The organism is Emticicia aquatica, assembly GCF_923079645.1.
Lineage (GTDB): Bacteria > Bacteroidota > Bacteroidia > Cytophagales > Spirosomataceae > Emticicia > Emticicia aquatica.
On the sequence record NZ_CAKLPY010000001.1, the window covers coordinates 1,166,617 to 1,187,576 of the forward strand.

Below are 20,960 nucleotides of genomic sequence, written 5' to 3' on the forward strand. Positions count from 1 at the left end.
ATAGAGAAATAAGGGCAAAATTATCGAACCTTGAATAAATTAATTGTATAATCAAGTAATTTATTAGTTCCGAATTCGCCGTGTCCTGGAACAACAATTTTTATATTTGGGTACTCTTTTTTTATATTTTCAACTGTTTTTGACCAATCCGTAAGATTTGCATCACCCAAATAACCTTTGCCTGCATCTATTTCTTTTATCAAACAACCACCAAACAAAATGTTTTCACTTGGGAAATATCCAACAATATTATCTTTCGTGTGTCCTTCGCCGAAAAACTTTGCAATAATATTTTCATTGCCAACTTTTAAAATAAGTGAATCCTTGAAGCCATTTCTTGGAGCAACAAAATTATTTTCCTTTGCAAGGTCTATTGTTTTGGAATTTGCATAAGAGGGAATATCTTTTTCATCAAATGCTTTTAGTCCTCCTAAACAATCGTCGTGAAAATGTGTTGGAATAACTGCATTTATTTTGCAGTGAAGAGCATCATTTATCCATTTAATTAATTCTTCCGCACTTTTATCGTTAGTTGGTGTGTCGAAAACAATAGCTTCATTGCAATTTCTTACGATGAGGCCATTACAAGGAACATTCCCAAAATCATTCGTTTGTTTAAAAGAGGTATGTTCAAAAGAGTTTTCAGCTATTTGCGTTACTATTAAATCACTTGTTTTGTAAACTTCTTTGGGTTTAAAGGCTACTTGTGTTTGAGAACCACAATTGAGATGCGAAATAGAGAATATCGCTAATATTAAAGTATGTAAAGTTGCTTTCATTTATTATTGTAAGATTTTTAAAGTCAATTTTTATTTGATAATTTCTATTCATTAATTCAATCAGATAAAATTAAATATTCTCTTCAAATCTTCAATGTTTATTCTGTCATTTATAAAAAGTTATTAAATATATTAATTGTAGGCTAGTTTATTTGATTAATACTTTTTATAAATATAATTAAATTAATACTTATATAATATATAGTAAGTATTTTATTGTAAAAAAGTATTGTTTGTTTAGTATAAACTGTGGTTTTTTCCAGTCAAACCATGCGTTTTCCTTGCAAAATCAATAAAAAAATAGTAAATTTGTATATCATTTGTCAAGAATAGTACAATAAAAACCTAAAAAAGTTATATAATTATCTTCATTTAAGTAAAATTAAAGGCTAATGGCTGAGGAAACAGAAAATTTAATTCCAACGGGCGATGATTCGCTATCTTCCAACAACGGCACAATTATCCCAATCAACATCGAAGACGAAATGCGTGGTGCTTACATTGATTATTCAATGTCTGTTATCATCTCGCGTGCTTTACCCGATGTTCGTGATGGTTTAAAACCCGTGCACCGTCGTGTACTTTACGGTATGGCAGAGCTTGGAGTCTATCACAACCGTTCTTATAAAAAATCCGCTCGTATTGTAGGAGAGGTGCTAGGTAAGTTTCACCCACATGGAGACTCGTCAGTTTATGGCACTATGGTGCGTATGGCACAGCCTTGGTCGTTGCGTTATATGCTCGTTGATGGTCAAGGTAATTTTGGCTCGATTGATGGTGATTCTCCTGCTGCAATGCGTTACACAGAGGCACGCTTGAAACGAATTGCTGAGGAGCTTTTAGCAGATATTAATAAAGAAACTGTTGATTTTCAACCTAACTTTGATGATTCACTAGAAGAACCATCGGTTATGCCTGGTAAAATCCCCAATTTGTTGCTCAACGGTTCGTCTGGAATTGCGGTTGGTATGGCTACAAATATGGCTCCACATAATCTTTCCGAAGTTGTTGATGGAATTGCTGCTTACGTTGATAATAATGATATCACTGTTGAAGAATTAATGGTGCATATCAAAGCCCCAGATTTTCCAACAGGTGCAATTATCTATGGTTATAGTGGTGTAAAATCAGCTTTTGAAACTGGTCGAGGTCGAATAGTGTTGAGAGCAGTTGCCAATTTTGAAGTATCAAAAACAGGGAAAGACCAAATCGTTGTTACTGAAATTCCTTATATGGTTAATAAAGCTGCTATGATTGAAAAAACAGCATCATTAATCAATGAAAAGAAAATCGAAGGAATTTCTGATATGCGTGATGAATCGGACCGTGATGGAATGCGTATCGTTTATGATTTACGTAAAGATGCAGTTCCGAATGTAGTTCTAAATAACTTATTCAAATATACTGAATTGCAGTCGTCATTCAGTATCAATAATGTTGCTTTATCGAAAGGTCGTCCTGTAACGGTCAATCTTAAAGATATGATTCGTTTCTATGTTGACCATAGAATGGAGATTATCACTCGTCGTACACAATATGACTTGCGTGAAGCACAAAAAAGAGCCCATATTTTAGTTGGTTTATTAATTGCCCTTGATTATCTAGATGCTGTTATTTCACTCATTCGTAAGTCGAAAGATGCTGATGAAGCGAAAGCAGCCTTGATTGCTGGCAATTTTATGACAGACAAGGAAAGAGAAGAATTCCTTACTACTGGACTTCAACGTTTACAAATCACTGAAACTTACGATAATGATGCTGCAAATGGAGTGATTTTAAGCGAAATTCAAGCAAAAGCGATTTTAGATATGCGTTTGCAACGTCTAACAGGTCTAGAACGTGATAAGATAATCGGAGAATACAATGAAATAAAAGCGTTAATCGACGATTTAAGGTCTATTTTAGCATCGGAAGAAAGAAAACGTAGCATTATCAAAGACGAATTGGCTGAATTGAAAGCTCGTTATGGTGATGCAAGACGTTCTAAAATAGAAATGGCAGCAGGTGAATTTAGCATTGAAGATATGATTCCTGATGATGAAATGCTTGTAACAATTTCGCATCAAGGTTATATCAAACGTACGCCATTGCAAGAATACCGAACTCAAGGGCGTGGAGGTACAGGTTCACGTGGTGTAAAAACTAAAGATGAAGATTATACCGAACATCTTTTTGCTGCAACCAATCATAATTATCTTTTATTCTTCACTAGAAAAGGTCGATTATTCTGGATGCGTGTCTTTGAGGCTCCTGAAGGTTCTAAAACTTCTAAAGGAAGAGCCATTCAAAACTTAATCAATATTGAGGCTGATGATAAAATTCAAGCTGTTTTGAATGTAAAAACCCTTGTTGATGAAGATTATATTAACAACAATTATATCGTGATGTGTACCGAAGACGGAACGGTGAAAAAGACGCTTTTAGAAGCTTATTCTCGTCCACGTCAAGGCGGTATTATTGCCATAAATATTGCCGAAGGTGATAATTTATTGGATGTAGCTCTTACAAACGGAGATAATAATATTGTGATTGCAGCCAGAAATGGTAAAGTTGTTCGTTTCCACGAATCAGGCACGCGTCCAATGGGTCGTACAGCTACAGGCGTAAGAGGTATTAATTTAGAAGAAGGCGACCGTGTTATTGGTATGGTTTGCGTTTCAAGAGAAGATACACAATTATTGGTAGTTTCGGATAAAGGTTATGGAAAACGTTCTGACGTAGAAGATTATAGAATCACATCTCGTGGGGCAAAAGGCGTAAAAACTTTAAATATTACCGATAAAACAGGTAGTTTAGTGGCCATCAAAGAAGTTACAGATGAAGATGACTTGATGATTATCACTAAAAAAGGTGTTGCCATTCGTATCAAAGTAGCAGATTTGCGTGTCATGGGTAGAAATACCCAAGGTGTAAAGCTTATCCGTATGAGTGATACTGATGATATAGCCTCTGTAACTCGAATCATTCGTGAAGATGAAGAAGAAATCGAAGCAACTGCTGAAGATGCAACAACTGTAATTGACGAATCTTCAGCTACAGAAATATCAGAAACTGATACACCAACAGTAGAGTAGGAGACAAGGAGCCATTAATACATTTTGTTTAATGACTCCTTTTTCAATATTATCAAACTAGAAAAAAGCGTTTAATAAATAAAAAAGAACACTTATAATTCTTTACAAATAACAGGATTGTTAATCCTTTGTTAATTGCTTGAAAATTTTTACTTTTCGAGTAATTAATGTGTCTAAACCCTAATTAGAGTAATTTTTCACTAAAACCGAATTTATCAAATGAAAAAAATCATTTTAGCGTCTGTAATGACAGTTTTTACAACAGGCGTTTTTGCTCAGAATGCAGCTCTTGATGCTCAACTTAAAGATGCCCAATGTAAAACGGCTGCTGATGATATAGCCAAAGCTGAAAAAGCGACACAAGACGCAAAAAAAGGTATTAAATCAGCCACGTGGGTGAAACTTGCAGATGCTTATTTAGAAATGGCTAGTGTTTGTGGTAAAGATTCTTTAGCCTCAGAAAAAGCTTATAATACATATAAGAAAGCCATCGAAATTGATAAGGCTGCGGGAGGGAAGGGTGTTAAAGATATTGAGACTGCAACAAGCGGTACGAGTTCTAAATTATATACTTCTTTGATGCAACAAGGTGCTGGTTTTTATAACCTTAAAAACTTTAAAAATGCACTTAATCTATTCAAATTAGCTTCTTCAACAAGCCCAAAAGATACTACTGCATCACTGTATGCAGGTATTGTAGCTCAACAAGGACAAAACTTTGAAGAAGCCAAAGCATTTTTTGGTAAATTTATTGATCAAGGTGGAAAAGATATAGCAGTTTTTTATGGTTTGTCAGAATTGTATAAAAATGACAAAGAAATTCAAAAAGCTGTTGATATTTTGAAAAAAGGTATCCAAGTAAATCCAAAAGATAAGGATTTACAAAGCTCTTTAATCAATGCGTATTTGAGTGGAGGAATGATGAATGAAGCAATTGAAATGATGAAACAATTGATTGCTAATACGCCAAATACACCTGAAAGTAGCAAGAATTTAGCTGAAAACATCAAAAATTTAGGTACTTTGTACGAAAATGGAGCTGAAGAATATGCAAGAAAAATTCGCCCAATCGAAAGCGAAATGACAAGAACACTCAAAGATAAAGCAGAATATGAAAAAGATTTAAGTGGTGCTGAACAAAGAAAGTCGGCACAAGAAGAAGAGTTAAAACGTTTGGGTGACCGTTTGAAAAAAGAGCCTAAAAGTGCAACTTCAATTAAATCTAGTATCGCTTCTGTAAATCAAATGATTGCTACTGCAAATACTGAAATTGATGTTTACAAACAAAAAATTGCTAAAATAAACACTTCAATTCAAGAAAATAGTACTAAAGAAGCTGAATTAGTAACTTTGAAGGCTAAAGAAACTGAATTAAAGGATTTAGCTGTAAGTAATTATAAAAAAGCTCTTGAAGTTGACCCTTCAAACTTTGATGCAAACTATAACTTAGGTGTGTTTTATTTTAATTCAGCTGTTGTTATTAAAGGAACAGTTGATAGAATGGATATGAAAACATATAATGAGAAAGGAAAAGCTATCGAAGAGCAAGTTTGTGCAACATTTACACAATCAAAGGTTTATTTTGATAAATGTAAATCTCTTAAAGCTGATGACCAAGATACAGATGCGAACCTAAGCAATTTACAAGGTGTTTTGGAACAATGTTCTAAGCGTAAATAATTGATTATCAGGTATATACATTGTATTGTTTCAATAAAAAAAACTCTACCAAAATAATTTGGTAGAGTTTTTTTTATTAATGGGAATGAATATTTATAAAAAATATAGGGGATTTAAACCAATCTATTTAACATAATGTAAATTATATAACACATATTTAATGCTATTTATTTAGACTAAATTATGTATTCTTATAACTTCAACCTTCATATTTACTTATTAGACTCTCCTTTTTCTTCTGATGAATTATAACTATGCAAAACGACTCTCCTGAGAATTGAATAGAAAAAAATATTTGGAATTATGTACACGAATATCGAAATCTCACGAGCCTTATTTTAAGTTAATATTAGTGGTTTTTCTAAATTCGGTCATTTAATTTATATAAATTCAAATTAATTAACATCATCACAAATTTGAATGTTGATAACTATTATCAAATAGATTCAAATGAATCTGTTTAGTATATTAATGTCACGAAATACAGAAATATCCACGTGGAACATTTGTGGAAAACACGTGGAGTTTTTGTGAATTATGTAAAAATATTAGCCCCTATTTAGTTTAATTCATAAATGCCTTTAAAGCTTTTGGTTTACGACCTACTTTCTTACGCATTTTAACTTTCTCTGGACGCTCTCTAATTTTCTTGTCTTCAAAAAATACACCTAAAGCTTCAATGATAATATCTTTTTGCGACATGCCTTCCCAATAACCATAATCTTTCATTTGTTCAACTAATTCATTAGGGCAATCAAATGTGACTTTTGTTGAAGGACCTGTTTCTTGAATAGCATTCAATACTGCATTGCTTTGAGTTAACGCGGCCACTTCCGCAGATTTCCCTGTAGGAACTAAACTCTCAAATGTGAAATTTTTATTTTTTGCCATTTTGGTTTATGTTAAAAATGGAATTTTTAAATTTTCCATTATTGATAATTTCAAAATTGTATTGCTTATTTCTTAATACTTTCCAAAATCTCTTTTGTTAAGTTATAGTAATCCATTGCCCCATTGCTATCAGGTGAGTATGTGAAAATATCTTGACCATTAGCTTGTGCCTCCGAAATCGCAATATTGTCTCGAATAGTTGTTTTAAAAAACTTATCACCCAATTGTTGCTTTGTTGCTTCTACTAAATCATTGCTTAGTTTTTTATTAATTTTAGGATTGTATCTTGTTGCAAATACTCCACCCAAATGAGTTTGTGGACTAATTTGTTGTAATTCTGAAGAATAGACCAAAAAATTTCTTAATCCTTCATAACTAAGAAACTCGGCTTGTAATGGTACCAAATACATGTCACATGCAATTAGTGCAATACGGGTCATGCCTGATAATGTTGGTGGACAATCAATCATAATGAAATCATAATTTTTCTTAACCTTGTCCATTAAGAGTTTTAAATTAAATGGGAATACAGGTGAGGCTTTTATCGAATCTTCTTTTGCATTGAGCTCTGCCGAGCTTGGAAGTAAATCTCCAATGGAAGTATTGATAACAACTTTCTCAAAAGGAATTTCTCCTGTAAGATAATTGCCGACATGATTTTGTCCGACCTGAGACTCTTGAACTCCAAAGCATCGAGTAAGACTCGCTTGCCCATCGAGGTCAATGAACAAAACTCGGGCATCTGCAAATCTTTGAAAGGCCGCACCCAAATTCTGGGTTGAAGTGGTTTTTCCTACTCCCCCTTTGTTGTTAACTACGCTAATAATCATTTGATATAAAAGAATAATATTTACTCGCAATATAGAGTAAATAAAACATATCAGCAATATTAAAAAGATTTATTTTACCCACAGTATATTAAATTTTATTATTTATATACATTTAATATTTTTAATAAAAATAAAAATATGTATAATGTGTTTATTTTATATATAAATAAAATGTATTATATATATAAATTAGTATATTTTGTAATATTATTAATTTATGTTATAAACATTTAATATAAATAAGTATTATAAAATATTAATAAAAGTATAATAATAATTATTATTAAATAATGTATAAATAAAATATATAAAAAATAACTTATAATAAGTATTTAAAGTTATATACTTTTAAAACTTATTATAATAATAAAATATATAATTAGTTTTTTAAATATATTACTAATTAAAATTAAATTTGTTGATAGGTTTGATTTAAGGCATTTTTTTTGTGTGAAATATCCAATTTACTTATATTGTATATTAAATCTTTTCAAATGGCCTATTTGGTGCCTTAAAATTGATTGGTGGTTTAATGATTGGGTGTGAAATTACATTTATAATATCCATTTGATTGGATTTGAAGAAAATGAGGAATATAACTTGTAAAGTGAGTAGTATTTATAAAGAAAAAAGGAGAAAGATTGCTCTCCTCCTTTTCAATGAATTTATATTTTATAAATATTTCTGAAATTATTTAAAGTAAAAACCACTTGGTGCTATCTCTGTTTTTACAGAATCAATTAAAACTCCTGAGTTTTGAAATCTAAAAATATATCCGGCTTGTTTGTAAGATGGAATCAAGCTAGTGTAAATTTGATTACTTTCAGAATCAAATGCAACGCTCGTAAAAGTTCGATTGATAAAAACTTTTGAAGCCCCAGTTGAAATATCAATTGTATTTATCTCTCCTTTTAATTTATAACCATCAGTGGCATCGTAAAAATTGTAGTTAAAAAAAAGAGCTTTCTTATCCTTACTGATACATAAATTACTTGGAGATTTTTTTTCATTCATTCCAGCTTTAAATTTTGTGTCAATAGTTTTGGTTAATGGATTAAATAAAACAATCTCATTCGCAGCAATCATCCAAATTTTATTTGAGGCATCCAAAACAAAATCACTTGGATTCTCTCCAACTTCTATACTGGAAACCACTTCGTCTTTTTGAGTATCAATTACTTTGATATTTTTTTGGCTACCAACATTTCCAACGAAAGCATTGCTCCCAATCACAATAATACTTTCGGCTCCTTTATCAACAGGAATCTTTTTTATGATTTTATTAGTTGTCAAATCAAGCACAGCAACAAAGCCCATTTTATATGAATAGTCTGCATTGAAAGTATCCCAACAAGTAATGTATGCTTTGTTTGCAGCTGCTTTAATTATTTTTCTAGGATTATCAACTTCGCCCTTTATTGAAGCAATTGATTTAAACGTATGAGCATCTACAATTTCAATGGCATCTTTACCATCTGTCGAGTTATCAACTAAAATAATACCCTTTTGATCTACTTCCGAATAATCGGTTATGCCACCTGATAATGAACGATTATTTTCTTTCAGGAAAATATCAAAAGAAACTGTTTGACTATTTCGAGCTATCATTGAAAGTGAGCCATTATTGTCAAAGAAATTACCAGCATTAATAACGAAAACACCATCATCATAAGGCTGGGTAGAAATTGTTTCTGTTTTCTCGCAAGAGCTATTAATAATGGCAAAAGCGATAACTCCTGAGAGAATGAATGTGCGACTAAGAAATGTTTTTTTTAACATTGATTTTGAAGTTAATTATTTGTAAAATTTATTAAAAGTGCGAGGTGAAAATTGATGCCAGGCATAGCATTTTTCTTTACATTTGGATATGTGGTATTAGTTAAGTTATTTGCTTGGAAAGTGAGGTTCACTTCATTGTGTGCAAAATTGATTTTACGAGAAAAAGTTGAGTTGATGATTAAATAAGGCGGGAAAGGCTGGCCTGAATGGTCGAAAGTGATAAATCTGGCAGAATTATAGCTACTTTGCAGCCCAACATTCCAACGTTTTTTTCTGTAGTACAGATTTGCTGAAATGGCATGACGAGGAACATAAATTAATTGCTTTCCGATAAAATCATGTGCGTAAATATCATAAACCTTTTGCTGTGAAGCATGCGTAAGCGAATACGAAAACAGAATTCCAGCCATTTGTTGTGTGAGAAAATCATTGAATTTTAGATATGAAGTCAGTTCAAGGCCTTTTGATAAAACTTGTTGAAGGTTTTCAACCCTATAATTTCGTTCTGGATTCCAATAAGTCCAATTATCAATCAGATTATGAAAGCCATTTAAAGCAATGGATGATTTATAAAACTGCCCATGCTGATACTTGTATTCTAAGCCAATTTCTTTATTTAACCCATTTTCTGGTTGAATATTGGGATTGCCCAATACTAGCCAATAACGTTCGTTCAGCGTTGGTAATCGATAACTACGAGATACGTTTGAAGTAAGTATTAATTGGCTTGTTTTATTAGTTATGAGATTATAATCAAAACCAATTGCTGGAGTAAAAGGAGCTTTGTAAAGTGTTGAAAATGCTTGACGTAGATTAAGCGATGTACTTATTCTATTCGCATTACCATTCCATCCGAATGATTTTCTGATAAGTGCATACAAGTCGCCTCTATTTTCCTGAATTAAATTATTACCATACCCATCAACCTTTGTTGCATAATGAATTAATTCGCCTCCAATTCGTAGAGTTGTATTAGCTTTGTTTTTGTTAGTGAAAAAATCATGTTCAGTTCTTACTATTATTCTATCTGTGGACGCGTTGCTAGAATTGATAAAATTACCCTTACCATAATCTAAAATATCACGAATAAAGCCAAGTTTTAAGGAAGTATTTTCGATTTGAATACCAGCAATAAGGCGATAAGCTTGTGTTTGAGTAACTTCTCGAAAATCAGGAATTGTTGGTTGAATGGTAAGTTTATTATCAGTCAACCAGATGTTCAAATAAACTAATTGATAATTTGCTTTAGATTGTGTATTCAGCTTGAAATATAAGTCTTGAACAAATCCTTTTTGTATTGTTTGAGATGGTTCAATAGCATATTCTCTCCCATTTCTGTCAGTTTTAACGACATTTAAAGCTGGATAATAACCAAAATAATTTCTGTTTGTTCCACCGTAAAATAAGGTTTTACCACTTAAAATTCCTTTTTTTAATGCTTTGTGAAATCTGATTCCTGCATTGACATTACCACTTCGGAAACTCCCATATTGTCCACCAAAGACCACATTTGAGCCTTTGTTTGTCAAATTTGGGACTGAACTCAGCAAAATGCTACCACCAACAGCGTCGCTTCCAACGCAGCTAGCTGAAGAACCATATTGAATAGCCATTTGGTCAAACCCCAAAAGTGGAATTGTAGAAAAATCTGTTAATCCAACTGTGGGTGAATTAATATTTAAGCCATTCCAAAGAACAGCTGTATGGTTAGCAGAAGTACCCCTGAATGAAATTGTTGTTAGCTGACCAGAACCATAAGATTTGAGAGCAATTGGGGTTTGAAATTGAAGAAAATCTGATAGGTTTTGGTACTGAAAACGGGCTAAATTTATTGAATCTATCCGTTGAACCTTCAATCCAGACATGAATCGTTCGGGTGAAAAACCGAATACCTTGACTTCGTTGAGGGTTTTACAATCTTTACAATCAATTATTGTTTTTTCTTGGCAAAAAGTAAGCAAAGGCAAACTTAAAAAGCATCCTACAAGAGCTAGCTTTTTAGCAAAAGGAGGACTATTTTGTGACTTTTTGATCCGTTGCATGGCAACGTTATCAGGATTTTGCATAGTGTAATTGGTCAATTTTCATTGAAAAAAACAAGGTCATTCCAATGACTTCTAGGAAGAATTGAAAGCTCTGTCTAACGACTAAAAGAATTGATTTTTAATAATTCGTATCGCTGCTCTTCCATCCGAAAGCAAGCAAAACACATAAATTAAGGCAGGTCTCCTGACTTGTCTCACTGATTACAACACCTTCCCGCTCGTAAAATTTAAGCAGTGGTAAAGCTAAGTATGCCTAGAATTGAGCAATCAGTTTCCATCTAATCTTTAATAAAATTATTTGGATAAGACTTACAGTTGCGGGGACAGTTCTCGATTAGGGCAAAAAAAATTGCTTTACGAGATTCCCTATTAAGCTAAAAGTATAAATGAAGTTTTAAACCGATAGCACCATAATTCATGACAAATGTATGAAAATACTTTTATAACAAAAAATTATCAGTGGAGGATAAAAAAAACAGCCAAGCAAAAAATGCATTGGCTGTTCTAAATAAATTGAAATGAATCTCAGAAAATTTATAGACAATTAATTCGTCTTAAATTCTTGAATAGTCCCATCGGTAAACACAACCATTATTCTTGCAATGCTTCCGTGATTGAAACTTGACAAAATGGCTGGATTTAGATTTTGTTGTGTTGCATTTAGTTCGGGTGATTTTCTTTCATTCGATTCTCGTGGAGAATACTCAGGTCGTTTAATAGCTGTAACTGTTTGATTATTAACAGTTTGAATAGCATTTTTTACGGCAATATCTTCTTCTTCTAAAAACCAATTGAAGCCTAATTCCGGGTATCTACGGTACATTTTTTGTACAATTTCCAAACTTGGCTTATTTCGGTCGGATAAAATGTGAGAAATGCTCGGACGAGGTACTCCAATCTCATCAGCAAATTTAGTTGAGGTTAAATCTTTTTCACTAATGAAACGTCTTATCTTTTCGTTGAGGTTCATTTGATTACAAGGTTAAATTACAGATGTCAATAGTAAAAAGTAATTACAAATGTATTGATTACATGGGTAAACTGACTTCTTTACAAAAATAAATAGTTTAACAATGAAAACCAAATACTTTTGTAAATTTATTTTTATCATTGTAAATAATGCTTATTTGCAAACTATTTACAATTATTAATAGCCTGATTATCAATTATTTATGGGTTAATAAATAGAAAATGTTGAAATAAATAAGCTTTGCCTGTTGTTTTATCTAAAACATATCATTTTGTTCGGATAGATACAGTTTTACTTATTTAAAATGATTTTGAGAGATTTATGGGTGTTTTACAATAGTAAATATTTTTCCTAAAAACTTGCATAATTAAATTGGTATTGTTATTTTTGTAAACAAAAGAATAATTCAGAATAATAGTGCTTTCCATTTTATAAGAAAAAATCAGACTCACGTGCTTTCCATTTTTTGTATGGATTTTAAGAAAATTTTAAGTAAAGGTTTACATTGGAGGTAATAAAACCTCAATTTGGGATTCAATCGTCTTAAACTCTAATCTTTCTAAGGTTGGAGTTTTTTGTTTTTAGAAGCTTTTAGCCATAACTGATATTGGTTTTCTACAAATTGTCTTCTAATTTTGGAGATTTACTGATACTTGAGAATTGATTTTATTTAGTGATTTATCTTAAAAAATAAAATATTTGATTCTCATTATAAAAAACATATTCGCAAATCGACTATTTCAGAAGTTGTTTTTTATCACATTCGCAATAATTATTTTAAAATAACCTTCGCATCCGCAAAAAAAAGATACAAAGTAATGAAGAATAAAGAATTTATCCTCAAGGAACAATGGCAAATTACGAAACATCTAGTTAGATGGCTATTGCTAGTATTGCCGGTAGCAGTTATAACTGGCTTGCTGGTTGCTTTATTTCTGTGGACACTAGACCTTGCTACTGAAATAAGATGGCAATTTTCTTGGATAATATTTTTGCTTCCATTGGCAGGTGTATTCATTACTGTCCTTTATAAATATTTTGGTAAAGGAACTGAACTGGGTAATAATTTAATAATCGACCAAATTCATTTGAATGACAATAATGGTGTTCCTTTAAGGATGACTCCATTAATTATATTTACAACGGTAGTAACACACCTATTTGGTGGTTCTGCTGGTAGAGAAGGAACAGCAGTGCAGGTTGGAGGTAGTATTTCAGCATTCTTTAGCAAGGTATTTAATTTGAATCAAGAAGATAATACTTTTATTTTAATGACAGGAATTGCTGCAGGATTTGGAGCTGTTTTTGGAACACCTGTCTCAGGTGCTATTTTTGCACTTGAAGTGTTGGCTATCGGTAGGATGAAATATAATGCATTGTTACCTTGCCTTATGGCTAGTATTATTGCCGATGTTACTTGTAGTTTGTGCGGTATTGAGCATACAAAATACCATATTGATTCTGTAACAACTATTACTACGATTCTTCCAAATATAGATATTGATGTTAAGTTGATGTTTACAGTTGCTAGTGCAGGAGTTTTGTTTGGATTAATTTCAATTCTTTTTGTTCAATTATCAGATTTTATTAAGAAAACGGCTACTCTATATTTAAAAAATAAATTGATAATTGCTCTGACTGGAGGCATATTAGTAATATCAATAAGTTATTTATTGGGAACACTTGATTATCTGGGTATAGGTGTAAAATCTATCAATACGGATGGTATAAGTATAGTTTCGGCTTTTAAACAAGGCGGAGTTAATTATTTTAGTTGGTTTTGGAAGTTATTATTAACGGTTATAACACTAAGTATGGGCTATAAAGGAGGAGAAGTTACTCCTTTATTTTTTATCGGTGCTGCATTTGGAAATACATTTGCTAGTATTTGTGGAGGACCAATTGATTTATTTGCAGGGTTAGGTTTCATAGCTGTATTTGCTGCTGCAACAAACACACCCATTGCTAGTTTTATTATGGGTATAGAATTATTTGGGTCTGAATATATGCCCTATTACGCAATTGCGTGCTTCGTAGCGTATTATTTTAGTGGTCATAAGGGTATTTATCATTCGCAAAAAATTGCGGTCTCAAAAGCGAATATTTTAAAATAGAATATTGTGGAGGATAAATGATAAAAATACCTGTGAAGTTGAGGATAATATCCCAAAAAAGCCCTTATAAATATTAGTTTATAAAGGCTTTTTTTAGAATTTACGTATATTTAGACTGAAACATTATTGTCTCTTAAAGCTTCATTCAACGATGTTTTTAAATCTGTACTTGCTTTTCTTTGTCCTATGATTAATGCACAAGGTACTGCAAATTCTCCTGCAGGGTATTTTTTAGGTAGCATACCTGGAATAACAACTGAATTTTCTGGAACATAACCAATGTACTCAGTTCCAGTATTTACATCAATTATTTTAGAACTTCCTGTAATTGTAACTCCAGCACCTAAAACAGCCCTTTTTCCAACCCTAGCCCCTTCAACAACAATACAACGAGATCCTATAAATACTCCATCTTCAATAATTACTGGTGATGCTTGTAATGGTTCTAAAACTCCACCAATACCAACTCCACCACTTAGATGAACATCCTTACCAATTTGAGCACAACTTCCAACAGTAGCCCAAGTATCAACCATTGTTCCGCTATCAACATAAGCCCCAATATTTACATAGGAAGGCATCATAATTACACCTTTTGCCAAATAAGCACCATATCTCGCAACAGCTGGTGGTACAACTCTTACACCAAGAGTTTCATAACCAGTTTTAAGTTTCATTTTATCATGATACTCAAAGATACCTACTTCTTGAATCTTCATTTGTTGAATCGGGAAATAAAGTATAATAGCTTTTTTTACCCATTCATTAGTAATCCAATTTCCATCATTAGTAGGTTCTGCTGCTCTTAGCAAACCTTTATCAACCAAATCAATAATATCTCTTATAGCTGCTTGAGTATTTTGTTCGTTTAAAAGCTCACGGTTAATCCATGCTTCTTCAATTACAGTCCTTTGATTCATAGTAATAATTTAATGTAATTTTTTAGTTTAATAAAAATTTGTAAAATGCTTATAGTTAGTAGTTTAATATAAAAATTTAAGACTATTTTAAGGTGATTTTTACTTTTAACTACCCTACTTCTATATGTGAATATTTGTAATAACTTACTTTCACTATAGAAAACATTTATTTTAACAAAGTTACAACTAGTATACTTATTATCAAATAGTATGAAAGGATTATTAACTATCATTTACTAAGAGTACATTTATATATAAAAACTCATATTTACAATACTAATAATTTTAGTTATAATTACTAATTTACCTAACTGGTTTTAGTTGGTTTTACTAAAATATTTAGTTATTATATTCATGGTTTTTTGAATTTAGCAATACAAAACAATATTTTATTTATTATCGAAAATTTATTAACTTGCATCGTATTACTTAAACCAAAATTTTACTTAAATGTCAAAAGTTAAAGTAGCTATTAATGGATTCGGACGTATTGGCAAATTAGCCTACCGTCAAATTTATAACATGGAAGGAATTGATGTTGTTGCAATAAACGACTTAACAAGCCCTTCTACACTTGCACATCTATTAAAATATGACAGTGCACAAGGCCGATTTAACGCTACAGTTACATCAACTGAAAATAGTATTATTGTAAATGGTGATGAAATAAGAATTTATGCTCAAAAAAATCCTGCTGATATTCCTTGGGGCGAGCATGATGTAGATGTTGTTTTAGAATGTACAGGTTTTTTCACTGATAAGGATAAAGCTGCTGCACATTTGACTGCTGGTGCTAAAAGAGTAATTATTAGTGCACCAGCAACAGGAGATTTAAAAACTATCGTTTTTAATGTTAACCATAGCATTTTAGATGGTAGCGAAACAATTATTAGTTGTGCAAGTTGTACGACTAACTGCTTAGCTCCAATGGCAAAAGTATTGAATGACAATTTTACTATTTTAGCAGGTAGTATGACAACTGTACATGCTTATACGAATGACCAAAACACTTTAGATGCACCTCATGCAAAAGGTGATTTAAGAAGAGCTAGAGCAGCAGCAGCTAACATTATTCCAAATAGTACAGGTGCTGCGAAAGCAATCGGCCTAGTTTTACCCGAATTAAAAGGTAAATTAGATGGTGGAGCTCAGAGAGTACCAACAATTACAGGCAGTTTGACCGAATTAACATCAATCCTTGACAAAAAAGTTACTTTGGATGAAGTTAATGAAGCAATGAAAGCAGCAAGTAATGAAAGCTTTGGCTACAACACTGATGAAATAGTTAGTAGTGATATTATTGGAACAACTTTTGGTAGTTTATTTGACGCTACTCAAACTAAAGTTGTAACTGTTGGAGACAAACAATTAGTAAAAACTGTTAGTTGGTATGATAATGAAATGAGTTATGTAAGCCAATTAGTAAGAACAGTTAAATACTTTGCTACATTGATTTCAAAATAATTCAATATTAATAAAGGGGCTATATGCCCCTTTATTAATATTATTTAATATTTTTTGCTGCCAAATAGTTTATTTTATATCCTTTTGAAACAAATAATTTCTCATAATGTGTTTCAATTCCGTAATGTTCATTTAACATTGGTGAGTTATATAAATCGTTAGTTTCTCTTAAAATATTATATCCTGAACTTGCAATTGATTCGAGAGAATATTCAAATAAATCGAAATTATCGGTTTTAAACAAAAAATCTCCATCATTTTTTAATATTTTTTTATATAATTCTAAGTATCTGCTATTTGTAAGTCTTTTTCGCTCTTCTTTATCCCTTGGTTGGGGATCTGGGTGAATTAACCAAATCTCGTCAATCTCATTTTCTACGAAAAATTCTTCAAGAAACACCATAGGTGTACGTAAAAAAGCTACATTATTTAATGCTAAGTCATTAGCCCTTTTACTTCCACGTGCAATCCTATCTCCTTTAATATCTATACCAATAAAATTTTTATCAGGGAAAATTTGTGCTAAACCAACCGTATATTCACCTTTACCACACGCTAACTCTAATACTATTGGATTAGAATTTTCAAAATATTTTTCTCTCCATTTGCCTTTTATTGATGTATAAATTTCTTTTCCTCTTTCAATCACATTACTTGATTGAGCATTGTATTCAAATCTAGGTAATTTTCTTCTTGCCACTCTCCTATTTAGTTTATAAGTAATTGATTATCAAATATTTAAGAAAATACAAATTATTCTTTTTGTATTTATTATATTATTAAAAAGTATTATTCAATTAAAAAGTTAAATATCATTTAACTCTGCAACTATATATGTGCTACCTCCAATATAAATAAAATCATCTTTTTTTGCTAAATTTTTCACAAATTTCAAGGCTTCATTCACGCTGACAATTGAGTATCCTGACATAGATATAGACTCAGCAATTTCTAGCAATTTCTCAGAAGGCAAAGATCTGGGGGTATTTGCCTGTGTAAAACAATAAATACCATCTTTTGGAAACAAATTCAACAAATCATCAACATTTTTGTCTTTTACAAACCCTAAAATAAAAAATTTTTGCCTCACATTTAATTTTTCAATTTGTTCCAAAACTATTTTAAGTCCATGCTCGTTATGACCAGTATCACAAATTGTTAATGGATCCTTATCCAGTACTTGCCATCTACCCTTTAAGGAAGTTAGTTCAACTACATTTGAAATTCCATTTTTAATAGCATCGTCAGAAATATCAAATCTTAGATTATTCAAGCATTCAACAACTTGAAGTACACCAGTCAGATTTTTCACTTGGTAAGTTCCAAATAATTGTGGTTCAAGATTTTCAATATAAATATTGAATTCATTAGATAACTTATTGAGTTTGTAAACATCAACTTGCAAAAATATATTATTTGAATTATTTGGAACAACTCTGTATTTATCAGATGCAAAAAATATTTCAGAATTCATTTCTGTTGCTTTTGAAATAAAAACACCTTCTGTTTCAGAATTTCTTTCAGAAATTACGATTGGAACATTTTGTTTAATAATACCTGCTTTTTCAAGAGCAATTTTAGGCAATGTATCACCAAGAATATTTACATGATCAAAACCAATATTTGTAATTACACTTAATATAGGTGTTATAATATTTGTTGAATCTAATCTACCACCAAGACCAACCTCAATAACAGCAATATCAACGTTTTCTCTTGCAAAAAAATCAAATGCAATTCCAACACTTAATTCAAAAAAAGATGGTTTTAGATGTTCTATGAAAGCTTTATGTTTGTTAATGAAAGAAACTATATTCGCTTTTTCAATTGATACACCATTTATTCGGAATCTTTCAACAAAGTCTTTTAAATGTGGCGAAGTATAAAGACCTGTTTTATACCCTGCACTTTGCAAAATTGCAGCTATAAAATGTGAAGTGCTTCCTTTTCCATTAGTACCAGCAATATGAATACTCCTAAATTTTAAATGAGGATTTCCTAAATATTCGGAAATTTTGAGAATATTAGATAAATCAGCTTTAAAAGCTATTTCACCTTGTCTATGAAAAACAGGTAGTAATGAATATAAGTAATCTATTGTTTCGTCGTAAGTCATCAAATTAAAACTAATTTACAAAGCTAAGAAGATACTCTCAAATCAAAAAAGATAAACTCAATAAAAAAGAGGTCGAATTAAAATTCGACCTCTTTTTTTAAATCAATAAACAACTAATTACCTGATTGAATATTAATTGTAATTGTACCAGTAGCTCTCGGAGGCGGATTTCCTTCTGGAGAAAGAACTGAACTTAAGCGTTGTTGAATATAATTCTTATAAAAATTTTGTACAGACGGACTTACAGTTGACGAAAAAACACTTATTCCTACAACATCACCAGAATCATCAACTGTAACTTTAAAGACAATTTTACCTGTTTCTGAAGAACCATCATCAGGTAAAGACAACTTTTTCTTATTCCAGCCATTTAATCCTCCAATTAAGGCCCCACTGCTACTATTCCCTTTTCCAGGTTTTCCCATCATACTTTTACCATCTAGAGTCCCCCTTGAGTCGCCTTTATCTCCAATTTCACCTTTATTTCCATCTCCATTATTATTTCCGCCTATACCATCTTTGGTTCCAATTGTTCCATTTGAAGAACTGTTTGATTTTGCTCCATTACCTGAACCATTTCCACTTTTCTTCATAATTGAACCTTCTTCGATATTTCTCTTTACTGGTTCAGGTTTTGATATCTCAGGTTTTGGAGTTGTAACCTTCGGTTTAGTCTCAACTGGAGTCGGTTTGATTGTTGGTTTAGTTTCAGTTTTTTTAATAGGTTTTATATTCTCTTTTTCAGAAAAAGGGCTTTCTTCATTAGAAGTGATGACTGGTTTTGAAGGTGCTTCTTTAACCTTTACGACCTTTTCAATTGGTGGTGTTGTAACTACTGGACTTGTCTTTAATGGTTTAGCATCATCATCACTTTTTTCAGAAGGCTTTACATCATAATTATTTGGCGAATTATTTGCTTTATTGGTAGTTTGGATATCACCAACACCAATTAAATCAACTCCATAATTTAGTTCAACACCATCAATTTCTTCTGGTGGAGCATATGCTAATTTTAAAAAAAATAAAATCCCAAGAAACAGTCCATAAATAACAATACTCAATAAAAAGGCTGTTGTTTGATTTTGCTTATTTTCGTTTTCAATTGAAGCCGATTGCATAGAAAATGATTTTGTGATGAAAAATAACAATTACAAAAAAACCTGTAAGGTATGCTTACAGGTTTTTTTTGAATATTTAGATTAGCTTAATTTGCTTTTATTATTGCAGGTTTTTCTCCAACTATTTTAGTGTGTCTATCTGATAGTTCAACTGCTTCTGAATAAGTATCTGCTTCAGCAGCAACAACTTTCATCAGCTCACCAACTTTGACAACTCTTGGATAAAATCCATTCTTTATTAAAATAGAACGCAAATTTTCAACATTTTCCAAACTCTTAAAAACTCCTGAAACAACCAAATAACGTTTTTCGGTAAATTTTATTGTTGAAGAAATAGATGGTTCAATGACTTTATTCAAAACTTTCTCATCTTGAGCAACTATTTCAGTTTTATTTTCAACTGACTCAATAGGTTTTTCAGGTTGATTATCAAAATTTGGTTTTATAATCTCCGAATCAAGAACTGGAGTTTTAGCAAAAGTTTTGGTCACCACTTCTTCTTTTTTAGGGATATAATCTAGTGGATTAAAACTACTCTTAGCAGCTCCATTTGTATTTTTGGCACCTGAAAATAAAACTACAAACAATCCACTTGACAATAATAAAATTGGTAATGAGTAAAGCAAATAAGTCCAAGTAGATGATTTTTTTGCTCCTGTGCTTGAGTACGAGTTTTTGTGAATAAATAAATCATCGTCACCTTGTTCAAATGTTTGACTATATAGGTATTTTTCCTTAGCAATGTGTCTCGGAAACAAACTATCAAAACCAAAACTTTCGCTATAAAAATTATTTTTTCTATCTGGCTCAAAAACTAAGCTATTTTCTTCATTTAAAGCAAAGTTTCCAATTTTATCGAATGTATAATATTTTTCAGTTGCTAAAGAGTCTTTAATATCTATTACAAAAGATTGTATCTTACGTTTGGCTTCATCAATTGTTACACTTTCTCGACGAGAAATATGAGTTGCTAATAGGCCATCATCTTGTTTTAAAATTTCGTTAAAGGCAATTCTTTTCTGAGGCGGCATCAATGAACCACTAATTTCATTAAAACTGGAAGGCATATAGTTTGCAATAAAAGCCCCAAAGTTTGGTACGGTCACATAATCGTGTTCGTATAATAAAGTACGTATATAATCGGCAACTGGTCTCATAAGAGAATTTTAGTAATTTGGAA

15 protein-coding genes and 1 riboswitch are annotated in these 20,960 nt (G+C 31.5%); of the genes, 4 read left to right on the plus strand and 11 right to left on the minus strand.

Annotated features, from left to right (window positions below; translation table 11 throughout):
* Positions 1–20: 20 nt before the first annotated feature.
* Positions 21–779 (minus strand): subclass B1 metallo-beta-lactamase, encoded by a 759-nt coding sequence (bla, locus tag MJQ71_RS05165; RefSeq protein WP_238805140.1) that lies wholly within the window; start codon positions 777–779, stop codon positions 21–23.
* A gap of 392 nt (positions 780–1,171) precedes the next feature.
* Here bla and gyrA point away from each other — a divergent pair, with 392 nt between their 5' ends.
* Positions 1,172–3,853: a DNA gyrase subunit A gene (gene gyrA, locus MJQ71_RS05170; protein ID WP_290370160.1), complete on the plus strand. Its 2,682-nt coding sequence runs from the start codon at positions 1,172–1,174 to the stop codon at positions 3,851–3,853.
* A gap of 219 nt (positions 3,854–4,072) precedes the next feature.
* A complete protein-coding gene (locus MJQ71_RS05175) occupies positions 4,073–5,533 on the plus strand; it encodes a tetratricopeptide repeat protein (protein ID WP_238805142.1) in 1,461 nt (486 codons plus the stop codon).
* 564 nt (positions 5,534–6,097) lie between these two features.
* Here MJQ71_RS05175 and MJQ71_RS05180 read toward each other — a convergent pair.
* From MJQ71_RS05180 to MJQ71_RS05200, 5 genes are all read right to left on the minus strand, one after another.
* Positions 6,098–6,424 carry a hypothetical protein gene (locus tag MJQ71_RS05180; RefSeq protein ID WP_238805144.1) on the minus strand — a complete coding sequence of 109 codons (327 nt, stop codon included), beginning with the start codon at positions 6,422–6,424 and terminating at the stop codon, positions 6,098–6,100.
* 65 nt (positions 6,425–6,489) lie between these two features.
* Positions 6,490–7,254, minus strand: a complete 765-nt coding sequence (locus MJQ71_RS05185) for a ParA family protein (RefSeq protein WP_238805146.1) — start codon at positions 7,252–7,254, stop codon at positions 6,490–6,492.
* 690 nt (positions 7,255–7,944) lie between these two features.
* On the minus strand, positions 7,945–9,033 hold the full coding sequence (locus MJQ71_RS05190) for a YncE family protein (protein ID WP_238805148.1): 1,089 nt from the start codon (positions 9,031–9,033) through the stop codon (positions 7,945–7,947).
* Between the two features lie 11 nt (positions 9,034–9,044).
* Positions 9,045–11,099, minus strand: coding sequence for a TonB-dependent receptor (locus MJQ71_RS05195; protein ID WP_238805150.1), 2,055 nt, complete (start codon positions 11,097–11,099; stop codon positions 9,045–9,047).
* Between the two features lie 136 nt (positions 11,100–11,235).
* Positions 11,236–11,506: riboswitch (cobalamin riboswitch) on the minus strand.
* 116 nt (positions 11,507–11,622) lie between these two features.
* A complete protein-coding gene (locus tag MJQ71_RS05200; RefSeq protein WP_238805152.1) occupies positions 11,623–12,048 on the minus strand; it encodes a helix-turn-helix transcriptional regulator in 426 nt (141 codons plus the stop codon).
* A gap of 818 nt (positions 12,049–12,866) precedes the next feature.
* Between MJQ71_RS05200 and MJQ71_RS05205 the strand changes: the two genes are divergently transcribed.
* A complete protein-coding gene (locus MJQ71_RS05205; RefSeq protein WP_238805155.1) occupies positions 12,867–14,162 on the plus strand; it encodes a voltage-gated chloride channel family protein in 1,296 nt (431 codons plus the stop codon).
* Positions 14,163–14,272: 110 nt separating this feature from the next.
* Here MJQ71_RS05205 and MJQ71_RS05210 read toward each other — a convergent pair whose 3' ends face one another.
* Complete coding sequence (locus MJQ71_RS05210) at positions 14,273–15,082, minus strand: 2,3,4,5-tetrahydropyridine-2,6-dicarboxylate N-succinyltransferase (protein WP_238805157.1); 810 nt, start codon at positions 15,080–15,082, stop codon at positions 14,273–14,275.
* A 450-nt stretch (positions 15,083–15,532) separates the two neighbouring features.
* On the opposite strand from MJQ71_RS05210, the gene gap reads away from it, so the two are divergent.
* Positions 15,533–16,546, plus strand: coding sequence for a type I glyceraldehyde-3-phosphate dehydrogenase (gene gap, locus MJQ71_RS05215; protein ID WP_238805160.1), 1,014 nt, complete (start codon positions 15,533–15,535; stop codon positions 16,544–16,546).
* A 40-nt stretch (positions 16,547–16,586) separates the two neighbouring features.
* Here gap and trmB read toward each other — a convergent pair whose 3' ends face one another.
* The 4 genes from trmB to MJQ71_RS05235 form a co-directional block, all read right to left on the minus strand.
* Positions 16,587–17,246, minus strand: coding sequence for a tRNA (guanosine(46)-N7)-methyltransferase TrmB (gene trmB, locus MJQ71_RS05220; RefSeq protein ID WP_238805162.1), 660 nt, complete (start codon positions 17,244–17,246; stop codon positions 16,587–16,589).
* A 105-nt stretch (positions 17,247–17,351) separates the two neighbouring features.
* The gene (locus MJQ71_RS05225; RefSeq protein ID WP_238805163.1) at positions 17,352–18,662 is read right to left on the minus strand and encodes a bifunctional folylpolyglutamate synthase/dihydrofolate synthase; all 1,311 of its coding nucleotides are present in this window, start codon (positions 18,660–18,662) and stop codon (positions 17,352–17,354) included.
* A gap of 113 nt (positions 18,663–18,775) precedes the next feature.
* On the minus strand, positions 18,776–19,780 hold the full coding sequence (locus MJQ71_RS05230) for a hypothetical protein (protein ID WP_238805164.1): 1,005 nt from the start codon (positions 19,778–19,780) through the stop codon (positions 18,776–18,778).
* 86 nt (positions 19,781–19,866) lie between these two features.
* The gene (locus tag MJQ71_RS05235; protein ID WP_238805165.1) at positions 19,867–20,937 is read right to left on the minus strand and encodes an HU domain-containing protein; all 1,071 of its coding nucleotides are present in this window, start codon (positions 20,935–20,937) and stop codon (positions 19,867–19,869) included.
* Positions 20,938–20,960 lie beyond the last annotated feature (23 nt).